The organism is Kordia sp., from assembly GCF_050633145.1.
GTDB lineage: Bacteria > Bacteroidota > Bacteroidia > Flavobacteriales > Flavobacteriaceae > Kordia.
In genome coordinates this window covers 1-22,751 of sequence record NZ_JBOEFY010000009.1, presented here as the reverse complement: position 1 = coordinate 22,751, position 22,751 = coordinate 1, and the positions used below count along the sequence as shown (strand labels likewise).

Genomic DNA, 22,751 nt, shown 5'->3' with positions numbered 1-22,751 from the left:
AAAAGCAAAGCGAGTCTAAAATATCATCTTCCGTTTACGCACCAACAACCAAATAACAACTGGCGCACCAATCATAGAAGTAATGGCATTGATAGGCAAAGTAATATCACTAAATGGAACTTGCGCAATACTATCGCAAATCAACAATAAAATTCCGCCAATAAGGCATACACTCGGAACTAAGATTTTGTGATTTGTAGTATTAAAAAACAAACGTGTAATATGCGGAATTGCCAATCCGATAAAGGCAATAGGTCCCACAAAAGCAGTACAACTTCCTGCTAACAGACTTGTCGCAATAATTACAGTATATCGTGCTTTTTTAATATCAATTCCTAAACTACGCGCGTAATTTTCGCCCAAAAGAAAGGCATTCAATGATTTTATAGAAGCGATACTCAATACAATTCCACCGACAATTAAAGTGCTTAGAATACTCAATTCTTGCCAGCTTAAATTTCCTAACGAACCTAATGTCCACATCATAAACTGTTTCAACTCTTCGGCATCACTAAAATAGGTTAGGACGCTTACAATTGCAGAAGTAATACTTCCAAACATCAGTCCGATAATTAAAATGGACATGGTATCTTTTACTCGTGTAGATACGATCATTACAGTAAGTAATACTAAAAAACTTCCCAAACTTGCGGCAATGACTAAACTATAACTTGATAATAATAATGTCCCAAAAAAGCCACCAAAAGCAGAAGCGCCCATAATTAATAAAGCGACTCCTAAACTCGCTCCAGAACTCAATCCTAATACAAAAGGTCCTGACAACGGATTTCGAAACAGTGTTTGCATCAACAAACCACTTAACGACAATCCGAAACCAACTAAAATTGCAGCAATAGCTTTTGGCAATCGGATATTTAAAATTGTATAACGCCAAGTTTCTTTGTCAATTTCGCCACCTGTAAACGCAGCAAAAATTCCTTTTAATGGAATGGTTATAGAACCTAAACTTATATTCATCAGAAAACAACCGATCAATACAAGAATCAGCACAATAAATGTGGTTCGATATGATTTTTGGTCAGACAATTACTCCAAAGGTTTAAAAAAGAAGGGTTGATATGTTGGTAAAACTTCTGGATGAATGGCTTTAATAATATCTTTCAACACAATATCTGGTCGTGTAGGCGCCAATTCATAATACATAGTTCCGCCAGTTTTTCCAATCGTATTGGCGGTGCTGAATATTTTTTTGTTTTTAAAAGGAGCAAATTCTGCATAAAATCGACTTGCTTCTTTCATATCTTCATACGTTTTAAAACGTCCAGGACCAATCCAAATGTCTGCATCTGCTGCTTTATCTAAGACACTTTCTATACTTAAAGACAAACTTCCTGTACCTTTAGAATCTGACCAAATATAATTGGCGTTCGCATCTTTTAAATACTGTGCTTGAAAACTTTCGCCCGCAGGCAAATACCAAATATCTTTATACATAGCTCCAGCTAAAACTGAAGGTTTTTTCGTTGCCTTTTGGGCCAACTGTTTTGCTTCACGATAACTTTTCTCAATAGTGTTAAAAACTTCCGTTGCTTTTGCTTCTTTTTGGAAGAAAGGTGCAAAAAAGTGAATCCACTCGGCTCTTCCCAAAGGAGTTCCTTCTGTCCAATCGCCATTATACACCACTGGAATGTTTGCATTTTGAATGGTTTTATATGTCGGATTTGAATTATTGATAGAGAAACCAATAACAAGTTCTGGTTCTAAATCAATTAGTAATTCCATATTAATTTTTTCATTCTGACCAATGTCTTTTACTTTTCCTGTATCAATCAGTGCACGTGTTTTTTCAGAAGAAATATAATTTGTTTGCGGAAAACCAACTAAAGCATTTTCTACACCAAGCATTTCCAAGGTTGGAATATGCGTTGTAGAAGTCACGATAACACGTTTTACAGGAGTTAAAACAATGGCATCATAGGCATCTTTGTCTAACGTAATAGCGGCTGCTTTATCTCTTGGAATCAAAGCATACTTATAATCTTTATCAGCATCTGGCCACGGAGAAAATACTGTTATAGTAGTAATGTCGCCTGACTTTTCAATTGAAAATTTTTGTGCATGACGTAAATTCTTTGAAGAATTTTCCGAAATCTGTTCAGTTGGTAGCGTGCCTTTAGCTGTTTCCTTTTTTTCGGTTTTGCATGAAAAACAAAACGTACATAAAACAAATAAAAGACAAAAAATAGATTTGATTGATTGCATGAATATGGTTGCTAATTTTTTTCAAAAGTAATATTATTTCATGTTTTATATTGATAGATTCTAAAGAATGTTTATTTTTGCGCCGAATTTTGGTTTCGAGACTATGTTAAATATTCTCGGATTAAAAGGGAATCAAGTGAAAAGGTAAACACACCTTCAGTCTTGAACTGTTCCCGCAACTGTAAGCATGTGCTGACATTGTTCAGTACTTCATTTCAAAAATGAATTGCTATAACTACATGACCACTGAATTTTCGGGAAGGTATATAGCAAATTGCAAGTCAGGAGACCTGCCAAGTTTCATAATTAATGTCAAACTTTCGGGATAAGAGTTTGCGTATGGAAACCCATACTTTATTCCCATAAAACGAAAAAAATGAAAAAAACAGTACTATCTGTTAGTGCCTTGTTTTTAGCGTGTACTGCTGTATTTGCACAAGAACAAGACGAAACTGAAAAATTAGATGAGGTTGTTATCTCTGACTCACGTCACGCATTAAAACGTGAAAATTCAGGTAAAACCGTGATTACAATTTCAAGTAAAGAAATTGAAAGAAATCAAGGAAAAACAGTTGCCGAAGTAATCAATACCAAAAGTGGAATTGAAATCTTAGGAAGTAGAAGTAATGCAGGACAAAATTTAAGTTATTTTGTACGTGGAGGAAACAACCGTCAAGTATTAATTATGATTGATGGAGTTCAGGTAAATGATCCTTCTTCTATTGCAAATGACTTCGATTTACGTTTGATTGCTTTAGATCAAGTTGAATCGATTGAAATTATAAAAGGAGCTTCAAGTACGTTGTACGGAAGTGGTGCAGCAACGGCTGTAATTAGTATTACTACTAAAAAATCGTCTAAAGATACGATCGCATTGCGCGTAAATAGTTCTATTGGTACAAACCAATCACAAGATGATTCTGATTATAATGTAAACGATTTTTCAAACAGCGCACGTGTAGACGGAACTGTAGATGATTTAACGTATGCAGTTAGTTTTGGTCACCAAAGTACAGATGGATTATCTGCTGTAATTGGAACAGAAAGCGATCGTTTTTCACGTACAAATGCAAACGTAAGAGTTGGATATAAATTTTCTGATGCGTTTAATGTGAACGTTTTTGGTTCACAAGATAAATTTAGAAATGGTTTTGATAGTTCATCACCAAGAATAGATGCAGAATTTGAAGGAGTAAGTGATCAGTATCGTTTTGGAATTGCACCAAAATATACATACAAAAACGGTAGCGTTACATTAAATGCAGCGTATACTTCTATTGAACGTGAGTTTTTCTCAAACTTTCCATCATCTTTAGAAGGAGAAACAATCGCTGTAGATATCTTTAATAAGTACAACTTTAACAATCAATTTTATACAGTTGTTGGATTAAACTATATCGATAACCAAACTGTATTTGCAGAAGAGCAGTCTTCTTCTATTGTAGATCCATATGTAAATGTAGTGTATGTTTCTGATTTTGGATTGAACGTAAATGCTGGTGGACGTTTAAACAACCACAGTGAATACGGAACACACTTTACATATAACTTAAATCCATCATATCGTATGCCTTTAGGAAAAGGATATGCAAAGGTATTTGGTTCGTATAGTACGTCATTTATTGCGCCATCATTATCGCAATTATTTGGAAACTTTGGAGCAAATCCAAACCTAGAACCAGAAGAAAATACAACTTTAGAAGGTGGAGTAGAAGTGAAGCTTTCTGAGAAATTGCGTGTAAGTGGTGTATATTTTAATAGAAAAGAAGAAAACTTTGTTAGATACACAGTTACAGATTTCACAACATTTGCAGGTGAATACCAAAATGTAGAAGATGAGTTTACAGTAAACGGTTTCGAATTTGAAGTAGCTGCATCACCAATTGAAAACTTAACAATTGACGCAAACTATACATTTACAGAGAAAAAAGATGTAAAAGTATTACGTATCCCTAAGCACAAAGCAAACTTAAACGTAGCCTATGCATTTTCGCCTAAGACAAATGCTGGTATATCATATCAATTCACATCTGATCGTTTAGACACTGATTTTTCAACTTTCCAAGACGTAACGCTGGAATCTTTCAGCTTAATTGGAGCAAATGTAAATCACAAGTTTAACAAACGTTTCAGTGGATTTTTAACAGTATCAAATATATTCAACGAAGAATATACAGAGATTACAGGTTTTACAACGAGAGGTACAAACGTACGTGTTGGATTCTCTTTGAATCTGTAGAGTTTATTTAATACCTATCATAAGTTGAAAGCCATTGGGAAACCAATGGCTTTTTTTGTTTTAAATATTCTAAAAGTTTTTTATGTAATTTTCTATTCGGTTTGTATTTGCTAAATTAGTTGCTTAAACGCGCAACGAAATCATACACAAAAGGTTGTCTACAATAAAAACCAATCATGGCAATTCCTAAAAAAGGAACACGGAAAATAACTGTAAACGAATCTGATTATAGATGGCTAATTAGAAAAAAAGTTACCTATACTCAATCCGTATATGGTGATGGAAAATTATCTGTAGCTATTGAATTAGCCGAAAATCCAGGAACAACTCTTCATATTTATACAGATAGAAATCACCCTCATGATATTTATACTAAAGAAGTTACTCCTATTGTACCTTCTGACATTTCTAATTGGATAAACAAAGCATTACTGCTTGGATGGAAACCTTCGGAAAAAGGAAAACCCTTTCATGCTGAAATAGAAAACGGTCAAATGAAAATAGCAGTCTGAATTACAATCCAACTACTAAAGTTTGATTGACTTTTGGATGTTTTGCTCAAGATATACTATCTTTAAGTCATAAATATAAATAATCTTTCATTTTGAGAACAACTCTTAGATTTATAGTAGCTTAGTATTAGCCTTATAAACCACAGGCTAATAATTCTTTCGTTCGGATAATTCTACCCGAACCAGGTTTCCATTTAATCATATTATTCATTGCATTGCCATGTAAGCGCAATCGCATCTGCTGTTGCTGTTTTTGATAATCTCACTACTCAAAACCTGTGATATCGTGAATAATATTGAAAAATTCACCAAAGAATACTAAGCACGATACTACATAATGAGAAATGAAAATATATGGGAGATAAAGGCTACGAATACTCCTCTTTTAAAAAGAAAATGCAATCGTTGTAATACAAACAGTTTCTATTGCAGCGAGAAATTCAGAATAAACGCTCAAAAGAAGAACATTGATATATGGTTAATTTACAGATGTGTAAAATGCAATAGCACCTATAATATGACCCTGTTTTCTAGGATTAAACCAGAATTGCTAGGCAAAGATTTATACAATAAATTTTTAGAAAATGATACAGAGATAGCTTGGAAGTATGCTTTTTCTGCTGAAATAAGTCGAAAAAATAATGTTGAATTAGATTTTAAAAGTGTCGAATATGATATACTGTACGATACTATTTCTGTAGAAGATATTCTAAATTCTGATAGTGAAATTGTAACATTCAAAATTAAATATCCTTATGACTTTAATCTTAAATTATCATCTTTTGTCAGAATATGTTTACAGATTTCAGCAACTAAATTAAATAAATTGATTGAAGCAAAAGTCATATCTATTCAAGAGAAATATTTACACAAGAAACACAAGGTTAAAAATGAAGACATTGTACAGATCAATATAGAAAAATTGAAAAGTGTATATACTAAACTTTGATAGAATTAATTTTCTTAATAGAGCTAATAACAACTCATATTATTTTTAGAAATCAAATTACGTATAAATACGTTATGCAGTATGACATAGTTAATTTATCTTGTGAAAAACTAACTTTTTAAAACCATATTGTATGAGTAGTCCAAACCCATTTCCAATTACGATCATAAATAATTCAGGGTCGCAAGAAGATATACATGTAACCATAAAAGGAATGAATGCAGCTATTTCTGGAAATAAGAAACAACAATTTTACAATCCGACAACAAAAGTGTGGAGTGATAATGCTACTTCGATAATATTAGGGAAATCTAAAGAAAATGTAATCAACATACCCAATATAGATTCTGGTATTGTATATCTTTCTTTTGGAGAAGCGTTAAAGTTTGCGAATCATATTTCACCACCAAATATTGGAAACCCTTCTGATCCAAGTTTTAATGTCATATATGATAAGTTTGAAATTTCGTTTTTACCAACAGACGGATTTCCGTTTATAGACATAACGAATGTAGATTTTTTCTGCGTTCCACTACAATTACAAGAAAAACTGCCTAATGGAACGACCAATGGACCTAAAGGATTTTCGAAAAGTAGGCAAGAAGTTTTCAGCTCTTTTTCAGGTGGACTTAAAGGACATTGGGCAAATATTATACAAAACCCAAATGATAAAGGAATTTTAAGAATTATTGCGCCAAACAAAGCATTGGTTTCAAATGATGTTATGGATAATGATTTTGATGCTTCCAGTTTTCAATCGTATGTAGATGCTGTTTGGGAATATTATGCAGAAGGAAAAGGGAAATCTATTCAGGTTGATATGTCTGAAATAGCAAAATTCAATCCTGGTTATCAAGACGTTATTTTTGAAGGCGTTGTAAGTAATGGAAAATTTGTATTCTCTCAAAAAGGAGGAAGTGGAAAATTACCAAAAATTACGTTTACAAAACCATCTGGAAGTGCTCAGATAAAAGGAAGTGTTTTTGGTTGTGCAGATTTGTTTGCTGCACCAAATAATACACCACAATCTGTTCCTGCAAAAAACTTAGGAGCTGCGTTTAATGTTGGACTTTTAGCGCATCCAAATATAACAGATCCTGTATTATTCTTAATGCCAGCTACTACGAATACTCAAAAAATGAATTGGACTTCCTATAGAGATGATTTCTACACAAATACAATGGAATTAGCTGACAAAAGTACTTTAGATTGTTATAATGTATATTCTAAATTCATTCATGAAAATGCAATTGATCATGAAGATTATGGTTTTGCTTTTGATGATGTAACACATAGCGATTCTACACTCGCAGATAGAAATGCAACAGGTGCAATAGTGACCATTCAGAAGATTAACTAACAAATAAAGAGGTTGTTTAAACAGTATTTCGGACGTCATTCTGAACTTGATTCAGAATCTCAGCACATTAATTTTCAATGATTTTGAGAAATCGAACTTGATTCGGTTTGACGAAGTTTTAACTTTTAAACAACTTCTTTTTGTATCTTGTTACAATAGAATAATTCTTTTTAATTGTTGAAAAGATGAGTTCTAATGCACCACAACTAACCAACCCAAAGCATGAAAAAAATTACGTTACTGATTTTATTAGTATCATTTCAAATGTATTCGCAAGTAGATAGTCTCAACTTGAAATTGCAATCCATGAAAAATGATTCTACCAAAGTATTATTTTTGAATGATCTTAGCCGAAAGAACTTTGGGAAGAATATCGGATTAGCATTTAAGTATCTGCCAGAAGCAATCACCATAAGTAAGCAACTCAATTACAATAACGGTTTAGTAAATTCTTATAAGAATTTAGGAACTGCTTATTTTTATACTGGAAAATATGACAGTACAAAAGTGTATTGGTCTAAATCACTTCAATTAATTCCTTCAACTAATTTGAAAAAAAAAGGAGATGCACATAACAATATGGGGATTTTGTATCAACGCCTTGGAAACATCGATTCTAGTTTGGTAAACTACACAAAGTCCTTAGAGTATCGAATACAAACAAACGATTCTATTTCGATAGCAAAATCATACAATAATTTAGCATCATTTTACAGGCAAAACGGCGCGTACCAAAAAGCATTAGATTTTTATTTTAAAGCGTTGCCAATATACAGAGCAAATAAGCTGAAAAAGGAAACTTCCGATGCGTTAAATGGTATCGGATTGTTATATAAAAACTTAAAGAAATATGATAAAGCATTGTCATATCTTGAAGAAGCTTATGCGATTCGAAAAGAAATTAAAAATCCGAGATCAATTGCGAGTTCCATCAATAATATAGCAACGATTCATTATGAAACGGACAATTATGCAAAAGCAAAAACATATTATTTAGACTACTTAGAATTTTCCTTAAAAATTAGAGATAAAAGAGGACTAGCTGGTGTATATTCAAACCTAGGAAATATAAGTGCTACGGAGAAAAAAGTAGAGGAAGCTATAGAATATTATACAAAAGCAAACGATTTATTTGTACGTATTGGAGATAAAGAGAATACTGCGATGACATTTATTAATTTAGGTGGATTTCATTACAAACAAGAAAATTATAAAAAAGCAAACGCATATTATATTCAGGCAAAAGAAGCGGCAGAGAAATCAGGTTCTTTACCGTATCTTGTAGATGCACATAGAGGATTGACAGACACGTACTTTCAACTTAAAAACTATGAACTAGCACACATTAATTTTAGCGAATATATAAAGGCAAAAGATAGTTTGTTTACGAAAGATGTATCTGAAAAAGTAGCTTTCTATCAAGAACAATATGAAGCTGAAAAAAAGGCAAAAGAAATCCAAATCTTAAAAACAGAAACGGTACAGAAAGATAAAGACATAGCAGTCTCAAAACTATATAGAAACTGGGCAATTATGTTTTCGATATTACTCATCATTACCTTATTACTTTTATTCAATAGATATAAAATTAAACGCAAAGGATTCAAACTCAAAGAAGATTTACTGGAAAAAGAAAAAACAGCCGCAAACTTGGAAGTAGCACTTCAAAAAAAGGAATTAGAGTTAAAAGCCGTAGAATTGAGTTCTGTGACGATGAATTCTTTTCAAAAAAATGAGTTGCTTCTAAATTTAGGGAACAAACTAAATGCGCTAAAAGATGCAGGCGTTCCAAAATCGAACGTAATCAATGAGCTTGAAGATTTAGTAAAACACGGATTGAATTTAGATGATAATTGGTCTACTTTTCAGAAGCATTTTAATAGTGTACATCCTAACTTTTTCAAAGTACTTAATACTAGATTTCCCAACTTAACAAACAACGATTTAAAATCGTGTGCGTACATACGTATGAATCTGTCTAGCAAAGAAGTATCTATCTTAACAAACATAGAACCTAAAAGTGTAAAAATGCACCGATATAGACTCAAGAAAAAGCTTGAACTTACCAAAGAAGACGATTTGAAAAACTTCTTATTTAATATTAGTTCTATATAACAAAAACGTTTTAATTTATATATTTGGTGATCAAAACCTATTTATAGCTCCTTATTATGAAAAAAAAATATTTCCTCCTTATAATTTTAGCAGCAATTGCATCTTTCTATTATTTAAGTACCAATGAAAACAATTCAAAAGAGAATTATCCTGTTACTTATCATGAAGAGGAAAACCCTGATAAGACTGCAGAATGGACTCCTGAACAGGCAAGTAGACACCAAAAGATTTTACAAGGACTATCGCTAAGAGCTAAAAATTTCAACAAGAATAGTTCAAATAACACCTATGCCAATGGTACTCTAACTGGAAGTTGGACGAATAGAGGACCCAAAAATATGCCTGGAGCATTTAAATTCGCAGAGATGCTAGATGGTACAGATGTTATTTATGGTGTTACGCATAATCATTATGCAGGAGAATATAACTCGAAAGCATATATTTTTAAAGGAACTGTATACAATCCCACAATAGGAACTGGAGGAGATGATTTTGTGTTATTGACAGCAAACTGGCCTAACCGATATAAAAACCTTCATGCGCTTGATGTCAATGGTACAACTCGTTTGATCGCTCACATAGAAAATGGTCCTTTATACTATTCAGATGATGATGGAAGCACGTGGATACTTTCTTCTGGTTTGCCTCCTTCAAATACCAGTTCAATAATGAATAGACAAGATAACAACAGTCTATATGCTACTGACGGAACTGCTGTTTATAAATCAGTTGATCACGGAGTTAGTTTTACAGAAATCCAAAACTTTGGAAGCTTTGCAAATTCTTCGTTGTACACACCAAGATATTCAAATCAACCCAATTCTAATACGATTTACTTAGCCAGAAATGGTTCTTTTTATACTTCTACTGGCTCCACTTTTACTTTAGCAGGTGTTTATAGTACAGGACATAACAATAACTCTTTTAGTATTGGAGGAGATTCAAGAAAATTATACATTACGGCTAATAAGCAATACTGGGTTTCTACCGATCAAGGAACTAATTGGACTGTAAAATTCCCGCATGGAAATTGGTATGGAGACACTTCAGGGGAAATGGATGCTGGACGATTCCTAGCAGTGAATCCAGAAAATGAAGAAATAGTACTCGGAGGATATGCAATACCAATTATTTCAATTGATGGTCTTGATAATGTAATAACAGATCATGCTGGTTGGGGACGCTATCAAAACGGAACAAGCTTATCTGCAGATGATTATTATGATAGAATTCGATTTAATTATCATCCAGACTTCCAAGCTTCTCATTTCTTCTATAACAGTAGTGGAAACCTTTTATCCGTAAGATGCTCAGATGGAGGACTATTTGTATCTTATAAAGAATGGTTTGATTTCCCTAATCCAGGTGATGGTCCCGATAATTCTGGATATGCAAATGCACATTATATTAACCTCAATGTTCTTAACACTATAAACCCTTTAATTTACAGAGACAATCTTTTTACAGGAAATAATGATCCTAATCATATTGTATATAGTACACAAGATCAGGGTTCTGGTAGTATTATTCCAGGAACTGATGGAGAAGTACTTGATTTTTATCAAAGTATAGGAGGTGATGGTCCACCATTAGATAGTTATGATGGAGAATCTGTTTGGAAATGGAGAAGACAAGGTAATATTGTATATGCTCCTGTCTCTATGTACAATGGAGATGTTTTAAGAACTGCTAGTCAGATAAACAACTTATTAAATGTAAGCCCTTCTGTTAATTTTATTGAAAATACAAATATGGGCTGGGTACAAACGGTAATAGATCACGATCAACCAGACACTAATATTTGGATTTTAGCTAAAAACTTGGACAGAGCTTCATGGAATGGAACATCTATAACAGGACACACCATAAATGTTGGTACAAATCAAGTAGCAGCGCTTGCACAAGCTTGGGGAAATCCAAATAAATTATTTATGCTGCAAGATGGTAAAGTATTTATTTCTAATGATAGAGGTAATAGTTTTGGAACTCAAATAGCTACACCTTTTAGCATGGTTTCAAATTATTGGGGATTGGGCGATATTGGTAGCGGAGTCGTTTTGCCAAATGATGATGATTGGATTTTATTCTGTGGTCCTAGTACTAACAATGTTGGGTCTATATTGTCTAAAGATGGAGGCGCTACTTGGATAGATGTAACTGGAGTTTTCCCTGCAGATGTAGACGCTCAAACAGGAGGAATGATTGTTACGCCAGATAGTAAGTTCGTCTTTGCAGGAACAGATATTGGCCCTTATGTATTTGATGTAGCTGCTGAAACATGGTATTCAATAGCAGAAGGAATTGGTTTCTTTAACGCAATGGATGTTGATTATATTGCTGCTACAAATACTGTTCGTTTTGGATCTTGGGGTTCGGGTATATTAGATTTTCAAATAGAAGATAACCTTTCTACAAATACAGATGTTGCTGACGATACTATGATAGCAATCTTTCCAAATCCAGCGGAAGATTACTTGTATATAAAATCTAATATTCAAGGTGTTCAAAATTTAAAAACAACCATTTTCAATATAAACGGAAAAGAAGTATACAGCAATGAAAATACGCTTAGCCAAAATGAAAATCATGAAATAAATATCTCCAACTTGTCTTCTGGAGTGTATGTGGTTAAAATTGTTCTTGACAAGAATCGTATAATCACAAAAAAAATTCTGAAGAAGTAAATAATTATTGCCATCAAAAGTTCATGAGTTTTACATTTTAAATAAAAAACTCATGAACTAAAGAGGAAATAAAAAAATGAAGTATGCTTTCTAAACTTTGTTAGAGTGAACTAAAATTTGCTCAGCAAAGCTCTCATAGAATTCATAGTATATACGTTGTAGTAAAAATACTAAGCCCAAAGGGTGAAAACACTAAATCTTACTATTTATAGGCGTTTCTGGCTATGTGTAGCCCATTTGTAGACGCTTAAAACTTTCCAAGAAATCAATTTTAGTCTTGTTTTGTGGAACAATATCAGATTGTCATATCTCTAAATTTAAAATGATATGGTGACTGTGTTTTTTACTAACAATTAAAATAAATTTCATGAAAAAAAAAGTACTCTTTTACATTTTAATGATTCCCTTATTAGGGTTTTCGCAATATGCATTGCAAGGAGATATTATTGCTGATGCTGGTGGATTATCAAACGATAGATTTGGAGGCAATTCAGCAATCAATGCTTCAGGTGATTTTATAATTATAAGTGCTACAGAATATGATGGTATCACAGGAACAACATCAGGTATAGGTAAAGTACAAGTGTATCAATTTGCATCTGGTAGTTGGGGACAAGTGGGAAACGATTTAATAGGTGATGCCGCAGGAGATTTCTTTGGCAGCAGTGTAGCTATTAGCGCAGATGGATCTATCATTGCTGTTGGCGCTCCACAAGCAGATGGAAGTGGATCTGTTAGAGGTTATGTGCGTGTCTATGAAAATATTGCAGGAACTTGGACACAATTAGGATCGGACTTTACAGGGCAAGCAGATTTTGATACGCTAGGAAGTGCAGTAGACTTAAGCGCAGACGGAACAAAAATCGCAGTCGCTGCTTCTGGTGTGAGTACTGCAAAAGGAGAAGTAAAAGTATATGAATATAATGGCACATCATGGTCACAATTGGGAAGTACAATGAGTGGTGTTGTAAATGGCGACCGATTTGGAAATTCTGTAAATTTCAATGCTGATGGTACATTTTTGGCGATTGGAATTCCTTTTTCAGATGCAAATGGTACCCCAAGCGGAACAAATTCTGGGCAAGTAAAAGTATATGAATACACCTCAAACTGGAGCCAAATTTTTACAGCTTCTATTTTAGGTGAAAGCTTTGCTTTTGGAACAACAGTTGCGCTAAGTGATGATGGAAGTGTTTTAGTTGCGGGCGCAACACAACAAAATGATCCAGCAAACGGTTCAGGATTCGCAAGAATATATAAATACAATGGAACTTCTAATACATATGTATTTAATGCAAGTGTTGCCGGAGAAAGTAATAGTGATCGATTTGGAAGTTCAGTTGCACTAAGTGATGATGGAAACTTCTTAGCTGTCGGAGCTCCTTTTAATGATAGTAACGGAACAAGTTCTGGAGAAGCATATTTATATGAAAACACTTCTGGTAATACTTGGAGTGCTGTATCTGGAATTTTTAATAATTCAAACGTAGCAGCCGATTTAGCAGGATCGTCAGTAAGTTTATCCGAAAATGGCGCATTCTTTAGTATTGGAGCCTTTAATGCCGACAATCCAATAAATAGTAATAATAATACAGGGATAGCCAGAGTTTTTGTAGACAGTTCGCTATTAAGTACAAAAGATATAACATTGAACAATTCCATAGTAGTATATCCAAACCCTATAATTGATTATTTAGCCATTTCAAGCACAAATAACAGAAGTATTACATCAATTAAGCTATCTGATATGGCTGGAAGAGTGATGTATCAAAAAACGGCTTCTTTTACAGAAACCTCAATTAATTTCTCGAATCTTCAGACTGGAATGTATTTGTTAGAGTTGAAAAGTGATAAGGAAACAATCATACGAAAAATACTAAAGCAATAATATATTGTTACGTTTCGTATTTGCAAATTCACAAAAGAAATTGTTAGTCTTGGAGTTTGTATTTCTTATCACTAAAAAAACGCTTCTAAGAAATTAGAAGCGTTTCTTGTTTTTTCAACTTTAATCAATAAGAAAAATAACGTCAAACATTCGTTCTTTCGGCTTGTCTGGTAAAGGAACTACAATTTGTTCTGTAATAATTTCCTGTGTTTTAGTTCGAATGATTTTAAAGCGTAAACCTCTATTTTGTACTACTGGTTCTGAGACTGCTGATGAATCATTAAAAGCACCCTGAATTCCAGAAACAATTTTTGAATCGTCCAATTCAGAAAGTAAATTGTTTTGTTTGTAAACTGCATTTTCGAGTATTCTAATAGTCAATTCTCCTGTTTTTTTTATTATTGGACTTTTTACAAATGAAGACATTACGGTTTCAATTGCGCCATTAATACAAGAACCAAACCAACCGCCAGCAAGGATTATTTCTGTACCTTTTAAAGGATAGTCAGTGTTCAAAAGTCCTTTTTCGGCATCTAATTGACTTACTTTTTCGCTTAAAGGCGGAATTGGAATGACAGAAGCTGTATTGGCAATCGTATTATCTTCCCAAAAACTTACATGAATATCGGTAGTTTGTGCAGCATCAACGAGTGGCTGTAAATTTTCTTTTACCGTGTTTTTAATGCGTTGATTGGTGTTGTCAAAAAAATCTTCTTGAAAATGGACGATGATTAAATCTTTGTTTAATTCCATGAGTATATTGTTTTATGACATTGTACGTAGTGTAGCAATGTGCTGATTATTGAATAGTTCAAAATTAGAAGCTACTCTGTCATCATAAAACACATGAATTGGGCATTTTAGCTCACCTATTTAGGTGATTTTTTAAAAGTTTACTTTGTAAATATTTCTACAACACCATTTTTAGAAATGTGTTCAAAACCAGCAATTACTTGCGATTCCTCATATTTTTGAATAAAATCTATATGTTTGATTTTTAGTGTTTGCAACAATTGAAAAGCTGTTTTTGTTGTCAATGGTTTTCTATTGAAAATGACTAATGGTTTGTGATTTACAGTTCGATGTTCACCAACATACCGATCTTTTACCCAAGTCAACATTTCCTTTTTAGCTTTTCGTTTTTGTTTATTTTCATTGGTTCGGATAATAGGAATGAGGTCAAAATCGTATGAGCGACATACAATATGAAGTTTTGAAGCATTCACAAAATAAATAGTTCGGATCGCTGCTTTGTCATACTTCTTTAATTCTGAATCAATTGTATGTTCATTTACATCTGATTCTTCATAATAAGGAATTCCATCAAGGATAAACATAGCACCAATTTTTAGGCTATCACTTGCGTGAAGAAACCGTTCTTGTATATATTGTTTAATCTCGTTGCTAGTATACGAATTGGTTACTTTTTGAGAAACGTTCTTTGTTGTTACACATGAAGAAATAAAAAGAACTTTCAGCAGAACGAGTAGTATAAAAGATGTATTGGTTTTCATTTGATGCAGATTAGTTACACTAAAACTACAATCGCTTCAAACAATAAAAAAGCAAGATTGAGTCAACACATCGTTTCAATTCGCGAAAAGCATATTTAGTAAAGGATAAACAATGCGCATAAAAAAACGCTTCTAAACAGTTAGAAGCGTTTTTTAAATATATTTTTATCAGAATTACTCCTGAGGAAGTATCACTTTATGGTTTTGTAATGCGTCATCACTGTCGCCAACTTTTAAATCGATATACATGCGATTACCTGTAATTCTACGCAACTTCGTTTCAGTAATTCCTTCAATCGGAATAACTCTAGTCGGATCAGAAGATGCAGGTCTTCCGGCTGCTGAAATATTCATTAAAGCTGCTGCTAATAATGGTTCTGTTTCATCACCTAATACACCAAGATTCGTTAAATCTTCAGCAATCTCAATATCTGGATTCAATCCATCTGTATAATTAGAAAAACCTGCGCTATTCTCTAAGCGAGAAATTAACGGTTGCATTGCCCATGTATGATTAGGATTTAATTGACTATCTCCAAAAGTCCAAGAAGGAGAATCATATAAAGAAACAGAAGCTTCATTTTTACCTGTAGTCGTTGTCCCTACTTGTACAACTTCAATATAAGGTGTTAATGAATTAATAACTAATTCACTTGCAGAAGCTGTACTTCCAGTTGTAATTATATATACTTTAGAAAGTCCTAAACTATTAATAGCTGCACCTGTACTTAACGCATTTGTGAAATAACGATTTTCTTGTGCATCAGTTAGCTGTGGCTGAATTTTATCATTGTATCTGAATTTGGTAAATAATTGCCCTTCAAATTGCCCTGTAACCATGCTTCCTAAGTTGATAGCACTACTTACAAATCCACCTGGATTGTAACGGAAATCCAATACTAAATCGGTAACGCCTTGTGCTTGAAAATCTGCAAAAGCACCATTTAATTGTGTATCAAAATTAGAAATGAACTGATTGTACATAATATATCCAACTTTTTTAGAACCTACATCAATTGTAGAAGCAATTAAAATTGGGTTTTCTGTAATGTTCGTTTTTGTTAGTGCAATATTTCTACCATTTGGACTAATAGAGCGTACACCACTATTTACTGTTAAATCTGCTAAATTGAAAGTATACGATGTTGGATCAATTAAATCTAAATTGTTATCTGTAGAAGAGTTAAAGAATAAACTTTGTCCATCAACAGCATATACAATATCTCCACGACGAATATCTTTTCCATCAGCATCAGATCCAGGGATAATATAACGAACATATCCAATAACTTCTGGACTTCCACTATTTAAAAAGATGTAGCGAATGTCAACTCCATTAGAAGCCGAAGTTCCTTGTTGCGAATTTTGCAAATCATTATAATCATCAACAATCACACTAAAACGATCATCTGGATGACGTAAGTGATCAAATAAATCTGCTGGATTTGGATATCCTTGTAAAAAAGAAATATACGCTTCTGCATCATCAAGCTTGCTATCTGCTAAATCAGTTACTTCACCTTGCCAAAAATACCACAAGTTTAATCCCTTCCATACAAAGTCTTGAACCTCTACATTTGAGGGTACACTAAACAGATTGTCATCTTGATCAGTACAGCTAGTTGTAACTACTGAAACAGCGACAAACAGAAATAGCAACTTTTTTATATTCATAATTTTCTTTATCATAGTTTGTGTTTACTTTTATAAACATTAAAAATAGCCACATTATTGTAAAATAAAAATTATTTGTAACAAATTCGTAACTGGTTCGTCTTCCTTATAACTAACCGAAATTAATAGAGCATAAAAATGAAACAGGCAGATTTTTTAAATACTGTATTGCCTTTTAAAGACAAATTATACCGATTGGCTAAACGCTTACTGGTTTCTAACGAAGAAGCAGAAGACGCAACTCAAGAAGTATTATTGAAGTTATGGTCTAAAAAATCAAAAATGGAGGCATTTAAAAATGTAGAAGCTTTTGCAATGACGATGACTAAAAATTATTGCTTGGATAAACTGAAATCAAAACAAGCCAGCAATTTAAAATTAGTTCATAGTAATTATAAAGATGAAAATACCTCCTTACAAAAAGAAGTAGAATTAAGAGATAGTGTGAGTTTTGTGCACCAGATTATGGAACAACTGCCAGAGCAACAAAAAATTATCATACAATTGAGAGATGTAGAACAGTATGATTTTGAGGAAATTGCTAAAGTTGTGAATATGAATCCAACTGCCATTCGAGTAGCATTATCAAGAGCAAGAAAGTACATAAGACAAGAACTTATTAAAAAACACAACTATGGAGTTAGCTAACATAGAAAAATTATTAGAGAAGTATTTTGAAGCAACAACAACTGTTCAAGAAGAACAAGAATTGAAAGCGTATTTTTCGCAAGACAATGTGGCGCCGCATTTGGAAGAATACACACCAATGTTTCAATATTTTACAGATCTAAAAGCCGAGAAATTTACTCGTAACGTTCCATTACAACCTAGAAGAAACTATTTAAAATGGATTTCTGTTGCCGCTGTATTTGTTCTCACAACTGGACTATTCGTTAACGAATGGAACAAACAACGACAAGTTGATGAAGCTTTCGCAGATTTTAAAACAGCGATGTCTCTTGTGTCAGAAAATCTCAATTCAGGAGCAAGTCACATCAACTATTTGACACAATTTGAAGAAACAACAAACAAAATTTTTATAACAAGAAACAATTAATTAAAATGAAGAAAATCGTAATATTAGTAATGTTATTGGCGGTGCCAGTACTTACATTCGGACAAAATATATTTGAGAAATACGCAGACAGCGACGATGTAACGTATGTGTCTATTTCGCCTAAAATGTTTAAAATGCTAACAACAGTTGGTATGGATACTGACGATCCAGAAGCGAAAGAGTTTTTAGATATGGTAAAGAGTATGAAAAGCTTACAGGTATTAGCAACTGAAAATGAAAATATTTCTGCGGAATTAAAAACATGGGTAAGCAGACGTGCTTCTAAGTTAGAAGAGTTAATGCAAGTAAGAGACGGAAATACACGTGTAAAGTTTTATGTAAAAGAAGGAAAAGACGAAACACATGTAAAAGAACTTTTAATGTACATTACAGGTATTCAAGACAAAGTACAATTGAAAGATAGAAATATTAATACAGTAGTCGTTTCATTACTTGGAGACATCGATTTAACAAAAGTTTCAAAATTGACTAGTCAAATGAACATTCCAGGTGGCGAACACTTAAAGAACGTTAAGAAGAACTAATACATATATTTTTTATATGCGTCAATGAACACTAGTTGTTTATTGACGCATTTTTATATAAATTCATCACATCAAAAAACAATCAACAATTATGAAAACTTTCCCATCACTTTTAGTCCTGCTATTTGTCGTCATTGGTATGACTAGCTGTTCTGACAAAAATAGTTTACACAACTATATTTTAGATCATGCAGAAAAAAAAGGGTATTCTTCTAGCACAATTCCTATGAGTCTTTTAAAACAGGAAAGCATGCAGTTAACAGACAAACAAGAAGAAGCACTTGCAGCAGTAGATCGTATCAACTTATTATTTTATAGACCAGAATCAATAAATCAAGAAAACTTCAAGGCTGAAAGAAATAAAATCAAAACTATTTTGAAGCAAGAAAAGTATGAAGAGCTTATTAATTTAGGAAATAATGGTGTTATAAAATATGTAGGAACGGATGATTCTATAGATGAAATCGTTGTATTCCTGTCGGATAAAAACATGGGATTTGCTGTAACACGAATTATGGGCGATGATATGACCCTAGAAAAGTTTATGGAGTTATATAAAATGACTGAACAAAGAGATATTCCTCTCAATTTTAATTTGGGTAGTTTATCAAATTTTATGTAACCAAACTAAAAAAAATGGATACTTGTATTTATTACATGTATCCATTTTTTTATGCGTAAAATCTAAAATTACTTCTTAGAGTAAAAGTAAATTAATACAAGTGCTATAATTGTTAGCAAAGTAAAAAAGACAATTTCTTTTATTTCTCTTCTTTTAATTTGCAAGCGATTTTCATATTCAATCTCTGTAATTTCTTCATGAATTTTTTGATTATAAAGATCTAAAAACTTTGCATGCAAGGTCTCTATTCCTTTCATGAATTCTTTTGAATTGACATTATCTTTTGCTAAAAAAGTACATTCAAAATTGTCATACAAATCAAAGTCGGAAAATTCATTTTTTTGATCATTTACCACAGATAAAGTGTTCACATCAATTTTTGGAAGTTTTACAACACTTTCCATAATGTGATCTAAAGACAAGTTTTTTAAAATTTCCTCAAGATTACTATTCATGTTTCCAAAATGAACTCCTGAATCATATTTGTCATTAATAAAAGTTTTGAACGCTTTATTGTAGACTCTTTTTTTAATTTGGAGTCTTCCAGTTTTTTGCGTGGCATTCAAACTTTTATCTTCTTTCGAGTTTGTGAGTTTGATATTCACAGTATATATATTTGTTAGTTCTTGGCACTACAAAATTAACAAAAAAACAATGCAAAGGGGTAGAAATCTTATATTCCCGTATAATTCATAGGATTTATTTGCTTTAATTCCAACTTTACAGCATCAGAAACCGTTAAAGTGTCAATAAAACTCGCTATTGAGTCTTCATTGATCTTTTCGTTGGTTCTGGTGAGTCCTTTTAAGGCTTCATACGGATTTGGGTAATTTTCTCTTCTTAAAATGGTTTGAATAGCTTCTGCAACGACTGCCCAATTGTTTTCAAGGTCTTGTTCAAACTTAATTTTATTCAATAATAACTTGTTTAAACCTTTCAATGTAGATTGAAATCCTATGACTGTATGTCCAAAAGGAACACCTACATTTCGTAATACAGTAGAGTCTGTTAAATCACGTTGCAATCTTGAAATTGGAAGCTTTGCAGATAAATGTGTAAAGATTGCATTTGCAATACCTAAATTTCCTTCACTATTTTCAAAATCAATAGGATTTACTTTATGTGGCATTGCAGACGAACCTACTTCACCAGCTTTAATTTTTTGTTTGAAGTAATCCATGGAAATGTACGTCCAAAAATCTCTATCTAAATCAATTAAAATCGTATTAATACGTTTCAATCCATCAAAAATTCCAGCTAGATGATCGTAATGTTCAATTTGTGTTGTTGGAAACGAATGATGCAAGCCTAAAATACGCTCTACAAAATCATTTCCGAACGCTTTCCAGTCAATTGATGGATAGGCAACCTTGTGTGCGTTAAAGTTCCCTGTTGCACCACCAAATTTAGCTGCATGTGGAATTACAGACATTGTTTTTACCTGTGCTTCAACACGTGTAATAAATACCTCAATTTCTTTTCCTAATCGTGTAGGAGAAGCTGGTTGTCCATGCGTTCTTGCCAACATAGAAACATCTGACCATTCGGTAGCCAATGCTTTCAATTTTTCTAAAACACTAATCAATTCAGGAAGATATACATCTTGGATAGCTTCTTTAATAGAAAGCGGAATTGCTGTATTGTTGATATCTTGAGAAGTCAATCCGAAATGGATAAACTCTTTATATTGTGAAATGTTAAGTTGGTCAAATTTTTCTTTGATGAAATATTCAACAGCCTTTACATCATGATTGGTTACTTTTTCAATGTCTTTGATGGCTTGTGCATCAGTTGCAGAAAAGTTTTCATAAATGCTGCGTAAATCGTCGTATAGAGAAGCATCAAAATCAGCAAGTTGTGGTAAAGGAACATTGCAGAGTGCGATAAAATATTCAACTTCGACTAAAACTCGATATTTTATAAGTGATTCTTCACTAAAATAATTTGCTAAAGCGATAGTTTTGTTACGATATCTTCCATCTATAGGAGAAATAGCATTAAGCGGAGTAAGCATCATTGTAATTGTGTTGTTGTTTTAAGCACACAAATATACTTGTTACATTGCTTGAAATAAAATTTTAGTAAAACTTAATTTTGAGAAGTTTGAGAAGACGTATACAAAATTTTTGATTGAACTAATTCTACTGAAAAACAGGATCTGAAATCGCAGTACTATTTTAGTTAATGTAGTTTTATTATTAGTAGTTTATGGTCTTTTTTAAATTATTTTCTAGCTTTCTTAATTCGTTTGATGAGGTCTCTTGCTCTGGCTTTAAATGCAGCACTTTGTGATAGGTAATCGCGTTCTAGAATGATGATTAATTCTTCGTGAATCCAATCAAATTCTTTTCCTAATAAAAATAAAGAACGCATAGAATAGGCTTTTACCGCCACCTTTTGATCGCTAATCATCCAATCAAAACAAGCTTCTGTGATTTTTTCACGATGTTTTTTAGTCAATCTCTCTTTTGTTTGATTTGGATTTTTGTGATAATACGCTTCTATTAAATATTCGGCTACTTTTGCCATTGGTCGTACAGCTGGATCTAAATGTACGGTTTGCATTTTTTCAATGTATATATCTAAGTATGGAAGAATGGCATCTAAATCTTCTCTAGCAACAAATTCAAATAACCATGCAGCTCTTGCTGAAATTTTATCATCTACAGTAAAGACAACTTCTAGCAATGTTGGAAGCAATTCAAGATTGTTTAAAACGATAGTGGCATAGTAGTTTCGTTTTTCTCTCGAATGATTAACATAATTTAATTCCGAATAAAGTTGTTCGAATGTCATTGTTTTTATAATTTACACTGCTTAAAAATAACAAAATGAAGATACTTAAAAAAATAGCAGTTTTAGCATTATTCGCATTGATAATTTTACAATTTTTCGGGCCAGAAAGAAATGAAGGAGATGTTACAGACTTAAAACCTTTTATGGAAGAAACAAATATGCCAAGTTCTGTAGCGGCAACTTTTAAAGTAGCTTGTTTTGATTGTCACTCTAGCAATACACGTTATCCTTGGTATAGTAATATAGAACCAATTTCGTATTGGATGGCTGATCATGTTGAGCATGGAAAAGAAGAATTGAATTTTTCTGAATGGAATACATATACAGCAAAGCGAAAAGATCATAAATTAGAAGAAATTATAGAAGAAATAGAAGAAGGGCACATGCCAATTCCGTCGTATTTATGGACACATGGAGATGCTAAACTAAGCGAAACTCAAATTAAAGAAATTGAAACTTGGGTTAAAGAAGCAAGAGGTTTTTTATCTGTAGAACTTGAGAAAGGGCAGTAGTTTTTTGTAAAAGGTATTGGGTGTTAGCGTAGGGTTTTGTTTTTTTGCTAAATGCTAAATG

The 22,751-nt window shown here is 32.7% G+C and carries 20 protein-coding genes and 1 riboswitch; of the genes, 12 read left to right on the top strand and 8 right to left on the bottom strand.

All coding sequences use genetic code 11. The annotated features are described in order from the left end of the window. Positions 1–15: 15 nt before the first annotated feature. Together ACRBBL_RS05205 and ACRBBL_RS05200 are read right to left on the bottom strand one after the other, a co-directional pair. Positions 16–1,047: a FecCD family ABC transporter permease gene (locus tag ACRBBL_RS05205; RefSeq protein ID WP_431367961.1), complete on the bottom strand. Its 1,032-nt coding sequence runs from the start codon at positions 1,045–1,047 to the stop codon at positions 16–18. Continuing rightward, entirely contained in the window at positions 1,048–2,223 is a 1,176-nt protein-coding gene (locus ACRBBL_RS05200) for an ABC transporter substrate-binding protein (protein WP_431367960.1), read from the bottom strand. A gap of 73 nt (positions 2,224–2,296) precedes the next feature. Further along, positions 2,297–2,535: riboswitch (cobalamin riboswitch) on the top strand. A gap of 64 nt (positions 2,536–2,599) precedes the next feature. On the opposite strand from ACRBBL_RS05200, the gene ACRBBL_RS05195 reads away from it, so the two are divergent. From ACRBBL_RS05195 to ACRBBL_RS05165, 7 genes are all read left to right on the top strand, one after another. Beyond that, entirely contained in the window at positions 2,600–4,462 is a 1,863-nt protein-coding gene (locus ACRBBL_RS05195) for a TonB-dependent receptor plug domain-containing protein (RefSeq protein WP_431367959.1), read from the top strand. A gap of 176 nt (positions 4,463–4,638) precedes the next feature. Continuing rightward, a complete protein-coding gene (locus tag ACRBBL_RS05190) occupies positions 4,639–4,974 on the top strand; it encodes a hypothetical protein (RefSeq protein ID WP_431367958.1) in 336 nt (111 codons plus the stop codon). A gap of 337 nt (positions 4,975–5,311) precedes the next feature. After that, positions 5,312–5,923, top strand: coding sequence for a DUF1062 domain-containing protein (locus ACRBBL_RS05185; RefSeq protein WP_431367957.1), 612 nt, complete (start codon positions 5,312–5,314; stop codon positions 5,921–5,923). Positions 5,924–6,056: 133 nt separating this feature from the next. After that, entirely contained in the window at positions 6,057–7,283 is a 1,227-nt protein-coding gene (locus tag ACRBBL_RS05180) for a beta-1,3-glucanase family protein (RefSeq protein WP_431367956.1), read from the top strand. A gap of 222 nt (positions 7,284–7,505) precedes the next feature. Further along, complete coding sequence (locus tag ACRBBL_RS05175) at positions 7,506–9,398, top strand: tetratricopeptide repeat protein (RefSeq protein ID WP_431367955.1); 1,893 nt, start codon at positions 7,506–7,508, stop codon at positions 9,396–9,398. Positions 9,399–9,454: 56 nt separating this feature from the next. Further along, positions 9,455–12,082 (top strand): T9SS type A sorting domain-containing protein, encoded by a 2,628-nt coding sequence (locus tag ACRBBL_RS05170; protein ID WP_431367954.1) that lies wholly within the window; start codon positions 9,455–9,457, stop codon positions 12,080–12,082. Between the two features lie 367 nt (positions 12,083–12,449). Further along, on the top strand, positions 12,450–13,970 hold the full coding sequence (locus ACRBBL_RS05165; protein ID WP_431367953.1) for a T9SS type A sorting domain-containing protein: 1,521 nt from the start codon (positions 12,450–12,452) through the stop codon (positions 13,968–13,970). 120 nt (positions 13,971–14,090) lie between these two features. Here the strand turns inward: ACRBBL_RS05165 and ACRBBL_RS05160 are convergent, their stop codons facing one another. The 3 genes from ACRBBL_RS05160 to ACRBBL_RS05150 form a co-directional block, all read right to left on the bottom strand. Continuing rightward, positions 14,091–14,723, bottom strand: a complete 633-nt coding sequence (locus ACRBBL_RS05160) for a hypothetical protein (RefSeq protein WP_431367952.1) — start codon at positions 14,721–14,723, stop codon at positions 14,091–14,093. A 140-nt stretch (positions 14,724–14,863) separates the two neighbouring features. Next, a complete protein-coding gene (locus ACRBBL_RS05155; protein WP_431367951.1) occupies positions 14,864–15,484 on the bottom strand; it encodes a hypothetical protein in 621 nt (206 codons plus the stop codon). 174 nt (positions 15,485–15,658) lie between these two features. Further along, positions 15,659–17,173, bottom strand: a complete 1,515-nt coding sequence (locus ACRBBL_RS05150) for a S41 family peptidase (RefSeq protein WP_431367950.1) — start codon at positions 17,171–17,173, stop codon at positions 15,659–15,661. A 123-nt stretch (positions 17,174–17,296) separates the two neighbouring features. Between ACRBBL_RS05150 and ACRBBL_RS05145 the strand changes: the two genes are divergently transcribed. From ACRBBL_RS05145 to ACRBBL_RS05130, 4 genes are all read left to right on the top strand, one after another. Beyond that, positions 17,297–17,806, top strand: a complete 510-nt coding sequence (locus ACRBBL_RS05145; RefSeq protein ID WP_431367949.1) for an RNA polymerase sigma factor — start codon at positions 17,297–17,299, stop codon at positions 17,804–17,806. Then, positions 17,793–18,215: a hypothetical protein gene (locus ACRBBL_RS05140; protein WP_431367948.1), complete on the top strand. Its 423-nt coding sequence runs from the start codon at positions 17,793–17,795 to the stop codon at positions 18,213–18,215. Before ACRBBL_RS05145 ends, ACRBBL_RS05140 begins: the two co-directional genes overlap by 14 nt. A 5-nt stretch (positions 18,216–18,220) precedes the next feature. Further along, entirely contained in the window at positions 18,221–18,760 is a 540-nt protein-coding gene (locus ACRBBL_RS05135) for a DUF4252 domain-containing protein (protein ID WP_431367947.1), read from the top strand. A gap of 91 nt (positions 18,761–18,851) precedes the next feature. Further along, positions 18,852–19,382 (top strand): DUF4252 domain-containing protein, encoded by a 531-nt coding sequence (locus ACRBBL_RS05130; protein ID WP_431367946.1) that lies wholly within the window; start codon positions 18,852–18,854, stop codon positions 19,380–19,382. A gap of 68 nt (positions 19,383–19,450) precedes the next feature. On the opposite strand, the gene ACRBBL_RS05125 is transcribed toward ACRBBL_RS05130, so the two are convergent. From ACRBBL_RS05125 to ACRBBL_RS05115, 3 genes are all read right to left on the bottom strand, one after another. Next, positions 19,451–19,987, bottom strand: coding sequence for a hypothetical protein (locus ACRBBL_RS05125; RefSeq protein ID WP_431367945.1), 537 nt, complete (start codon positions 19,985–19,987; stop codon positions 19,451–19,453). Positions 19,988–20,055: 68 nt separating this feature from the next. Further along, the gene (gene purB / locus ACRBBL_RS05120) at positions 20,056–21,399 is read right to left on the bottom strand and encodes an adenylosuccinate lyase (RefSeq protein ID WP_431367944.1); all 1,344 of its coding nucleotides are present in this window, start codon (positions 21,397–21,399) and stop codon (positions 20,056–20,058) included. Between the two features lie 206 nt (positions 21,400–21,605). After that, positions 21,606–22,178, bottom strand: coding sequence for an adenylosuccinate lyase (locus ACRBBL_RS05115; protein ID WP_431367943.1), 573 nt, complete (start codon positions 22,176–22,178; stop codon positions 21,606–21,608). 35 nt (positions 22,179–22,213) lie between these two features. Between ACRBBL_RS05115 and ACRBBL_RS05110 the strand changes: the two genes are divergently transcribed. Then, on the top strand, positions 22,214–22,690 hold the full coding sequence (locus ACRBBL_RS05110; protein ID WP_431367942.1) for a heme-binding domain-containing protein: 477 nt from the start codon (positions 22,214–22,216) through the stop codon (positions 22,688–22,690). The last annotated feature ends 61 nt before the right edge of the window (positions 22,691–22,751 follow it).

Excerpts from the sequence above, each read along its gene's own strand:
- ACRBBL_RS05160 (WP_431367952.1), bottom strand. The coding sequence starts at position 14,723 with ATGGAATTAAACAAAGATTTAATCATCGTCCATTTTCAAGAAGATTTT.
- ACRBBL_RS05115 (WP_431367943.1), bottom strand. The coding sequence starts at position 22,178 with ATGACATTCGAACAACTTTATTCGGAATTAAATTATGTTAATCATTCG.
- ACRBBL_RS05200 (WP_431367960.1), bottom strand. The coding sequence starts at position 2,223 with ATGCAATCAATCAAATCTATTTTTTGTCTTTTATTTGTTTTATGTACG.
- ACRBBL_RS05150 (WP_431367950.1), bottom strand. The coding sequence starts at position 17,173 with ATGATAAAGAAAATTATGAATATAAAAAAGTTGCTATTTCTGTTTGTC.
- ACRBBL_RS05180 (WP_431367956.1), top strand. The coding sequence starts at position 6,057 with ATGAGTAGTCCAAACCCATTTCCAATTACGATCATAAATAATTCAGGG.
- purB (WP_431367944.1), bottom strand. The coding sequence starts at position 21,399 with ATGATGCTTACTCCGCTTAATGCTATTTCTCCTATAGATGGAAGATAT.
- ACRBBL_RS05190 (WP_431367958.1), top strand. The coding sequence starts at position 4,639 with ATGGCAATTCCTAAAAAAGGAACACGGAAAATAACTGTAAACGAATCT.
- ACRBBL_RS05170 (WP_431367954.1), top strand. The coding sequence starts at position 9,455 with ATGAAAAAAAAATATTTCCTCCTTATAATTTTAGCAGCAATTGCATCT.
- ACRBBL_RS05155 (WP_431367951.1), bottom strand. The coding sequence starts at position 15,484 with ATGAAAACCAATACATCTTTTATACTACTCGTTCTGCTGAAAGTTCTT.
- ACRBBL_RS05185 (WP_431367957.1), top strand. The coding sequence starts at position 5,312 with ATGAGAAATGAAAATATATGGGAGATAAAGGCTACGAATACTCCTCTT.
- ACRBBL_RS05165 (WP_431367953.1), top strand. The coding sequence starts at position 12,450 with ATGAAAAAAAAAGTACTCTTTTACATTTTAATGATTCCCTTATTAGGG.
- ACRBBL_RS05145 (WP_431367949.1), top strand. The coding sequence starts at position 17,297 with ATGAAACAGGCAGATTTTTTAAATACTGTATTGCCTTTTAAAGACAAA.
- ACRBBL_RS05140 (WP_431367948.1), top strand. The coding sequence starts at position 17,793 with ATGGAGTTAGCTAACATAGAAAAATTATTAGAGAAGTATTTTGAAGCA.
- ACRBBL_RS05135 (WP_431367947.1), top strand. The coding sequence starts at position 18,221 with ATGAAGAAAATCGTAATATTAGTAATGTTATTGGCGGTGCCAGTACTT.
- ACRBBL_RS05130 (WP_431367946.1), top strand. The coding sequence starts at position 18,852 with ATGAAAACTTTCCCATCACTTTTAGTCCTGCTATTTGTCGTCATTGGT.
- ACRBBL_RS05175 (WP_431367955.1), top strand. The coding sequence starts at position 7,506 with ATGAAAAAAATTACGTTACTGATTTTATTAGTATCATTTCAAATGTAT.
- ACRBBL_RS05110 (WP_431367942.1), top strand. The coding sequence starts at position 22,214 with ATGAAGATACTTAAAAAAATAGCAGTTTTAGCATTATTCGCATTGATA.
- ACRBBL_RS05195 (WP_431367959.1), top strand. The coding sequence starts at position 2,600 with ATGAAAAAAACAGTACTATCTGTTAGTGCCTTGTTTTTAGCGTGTACT.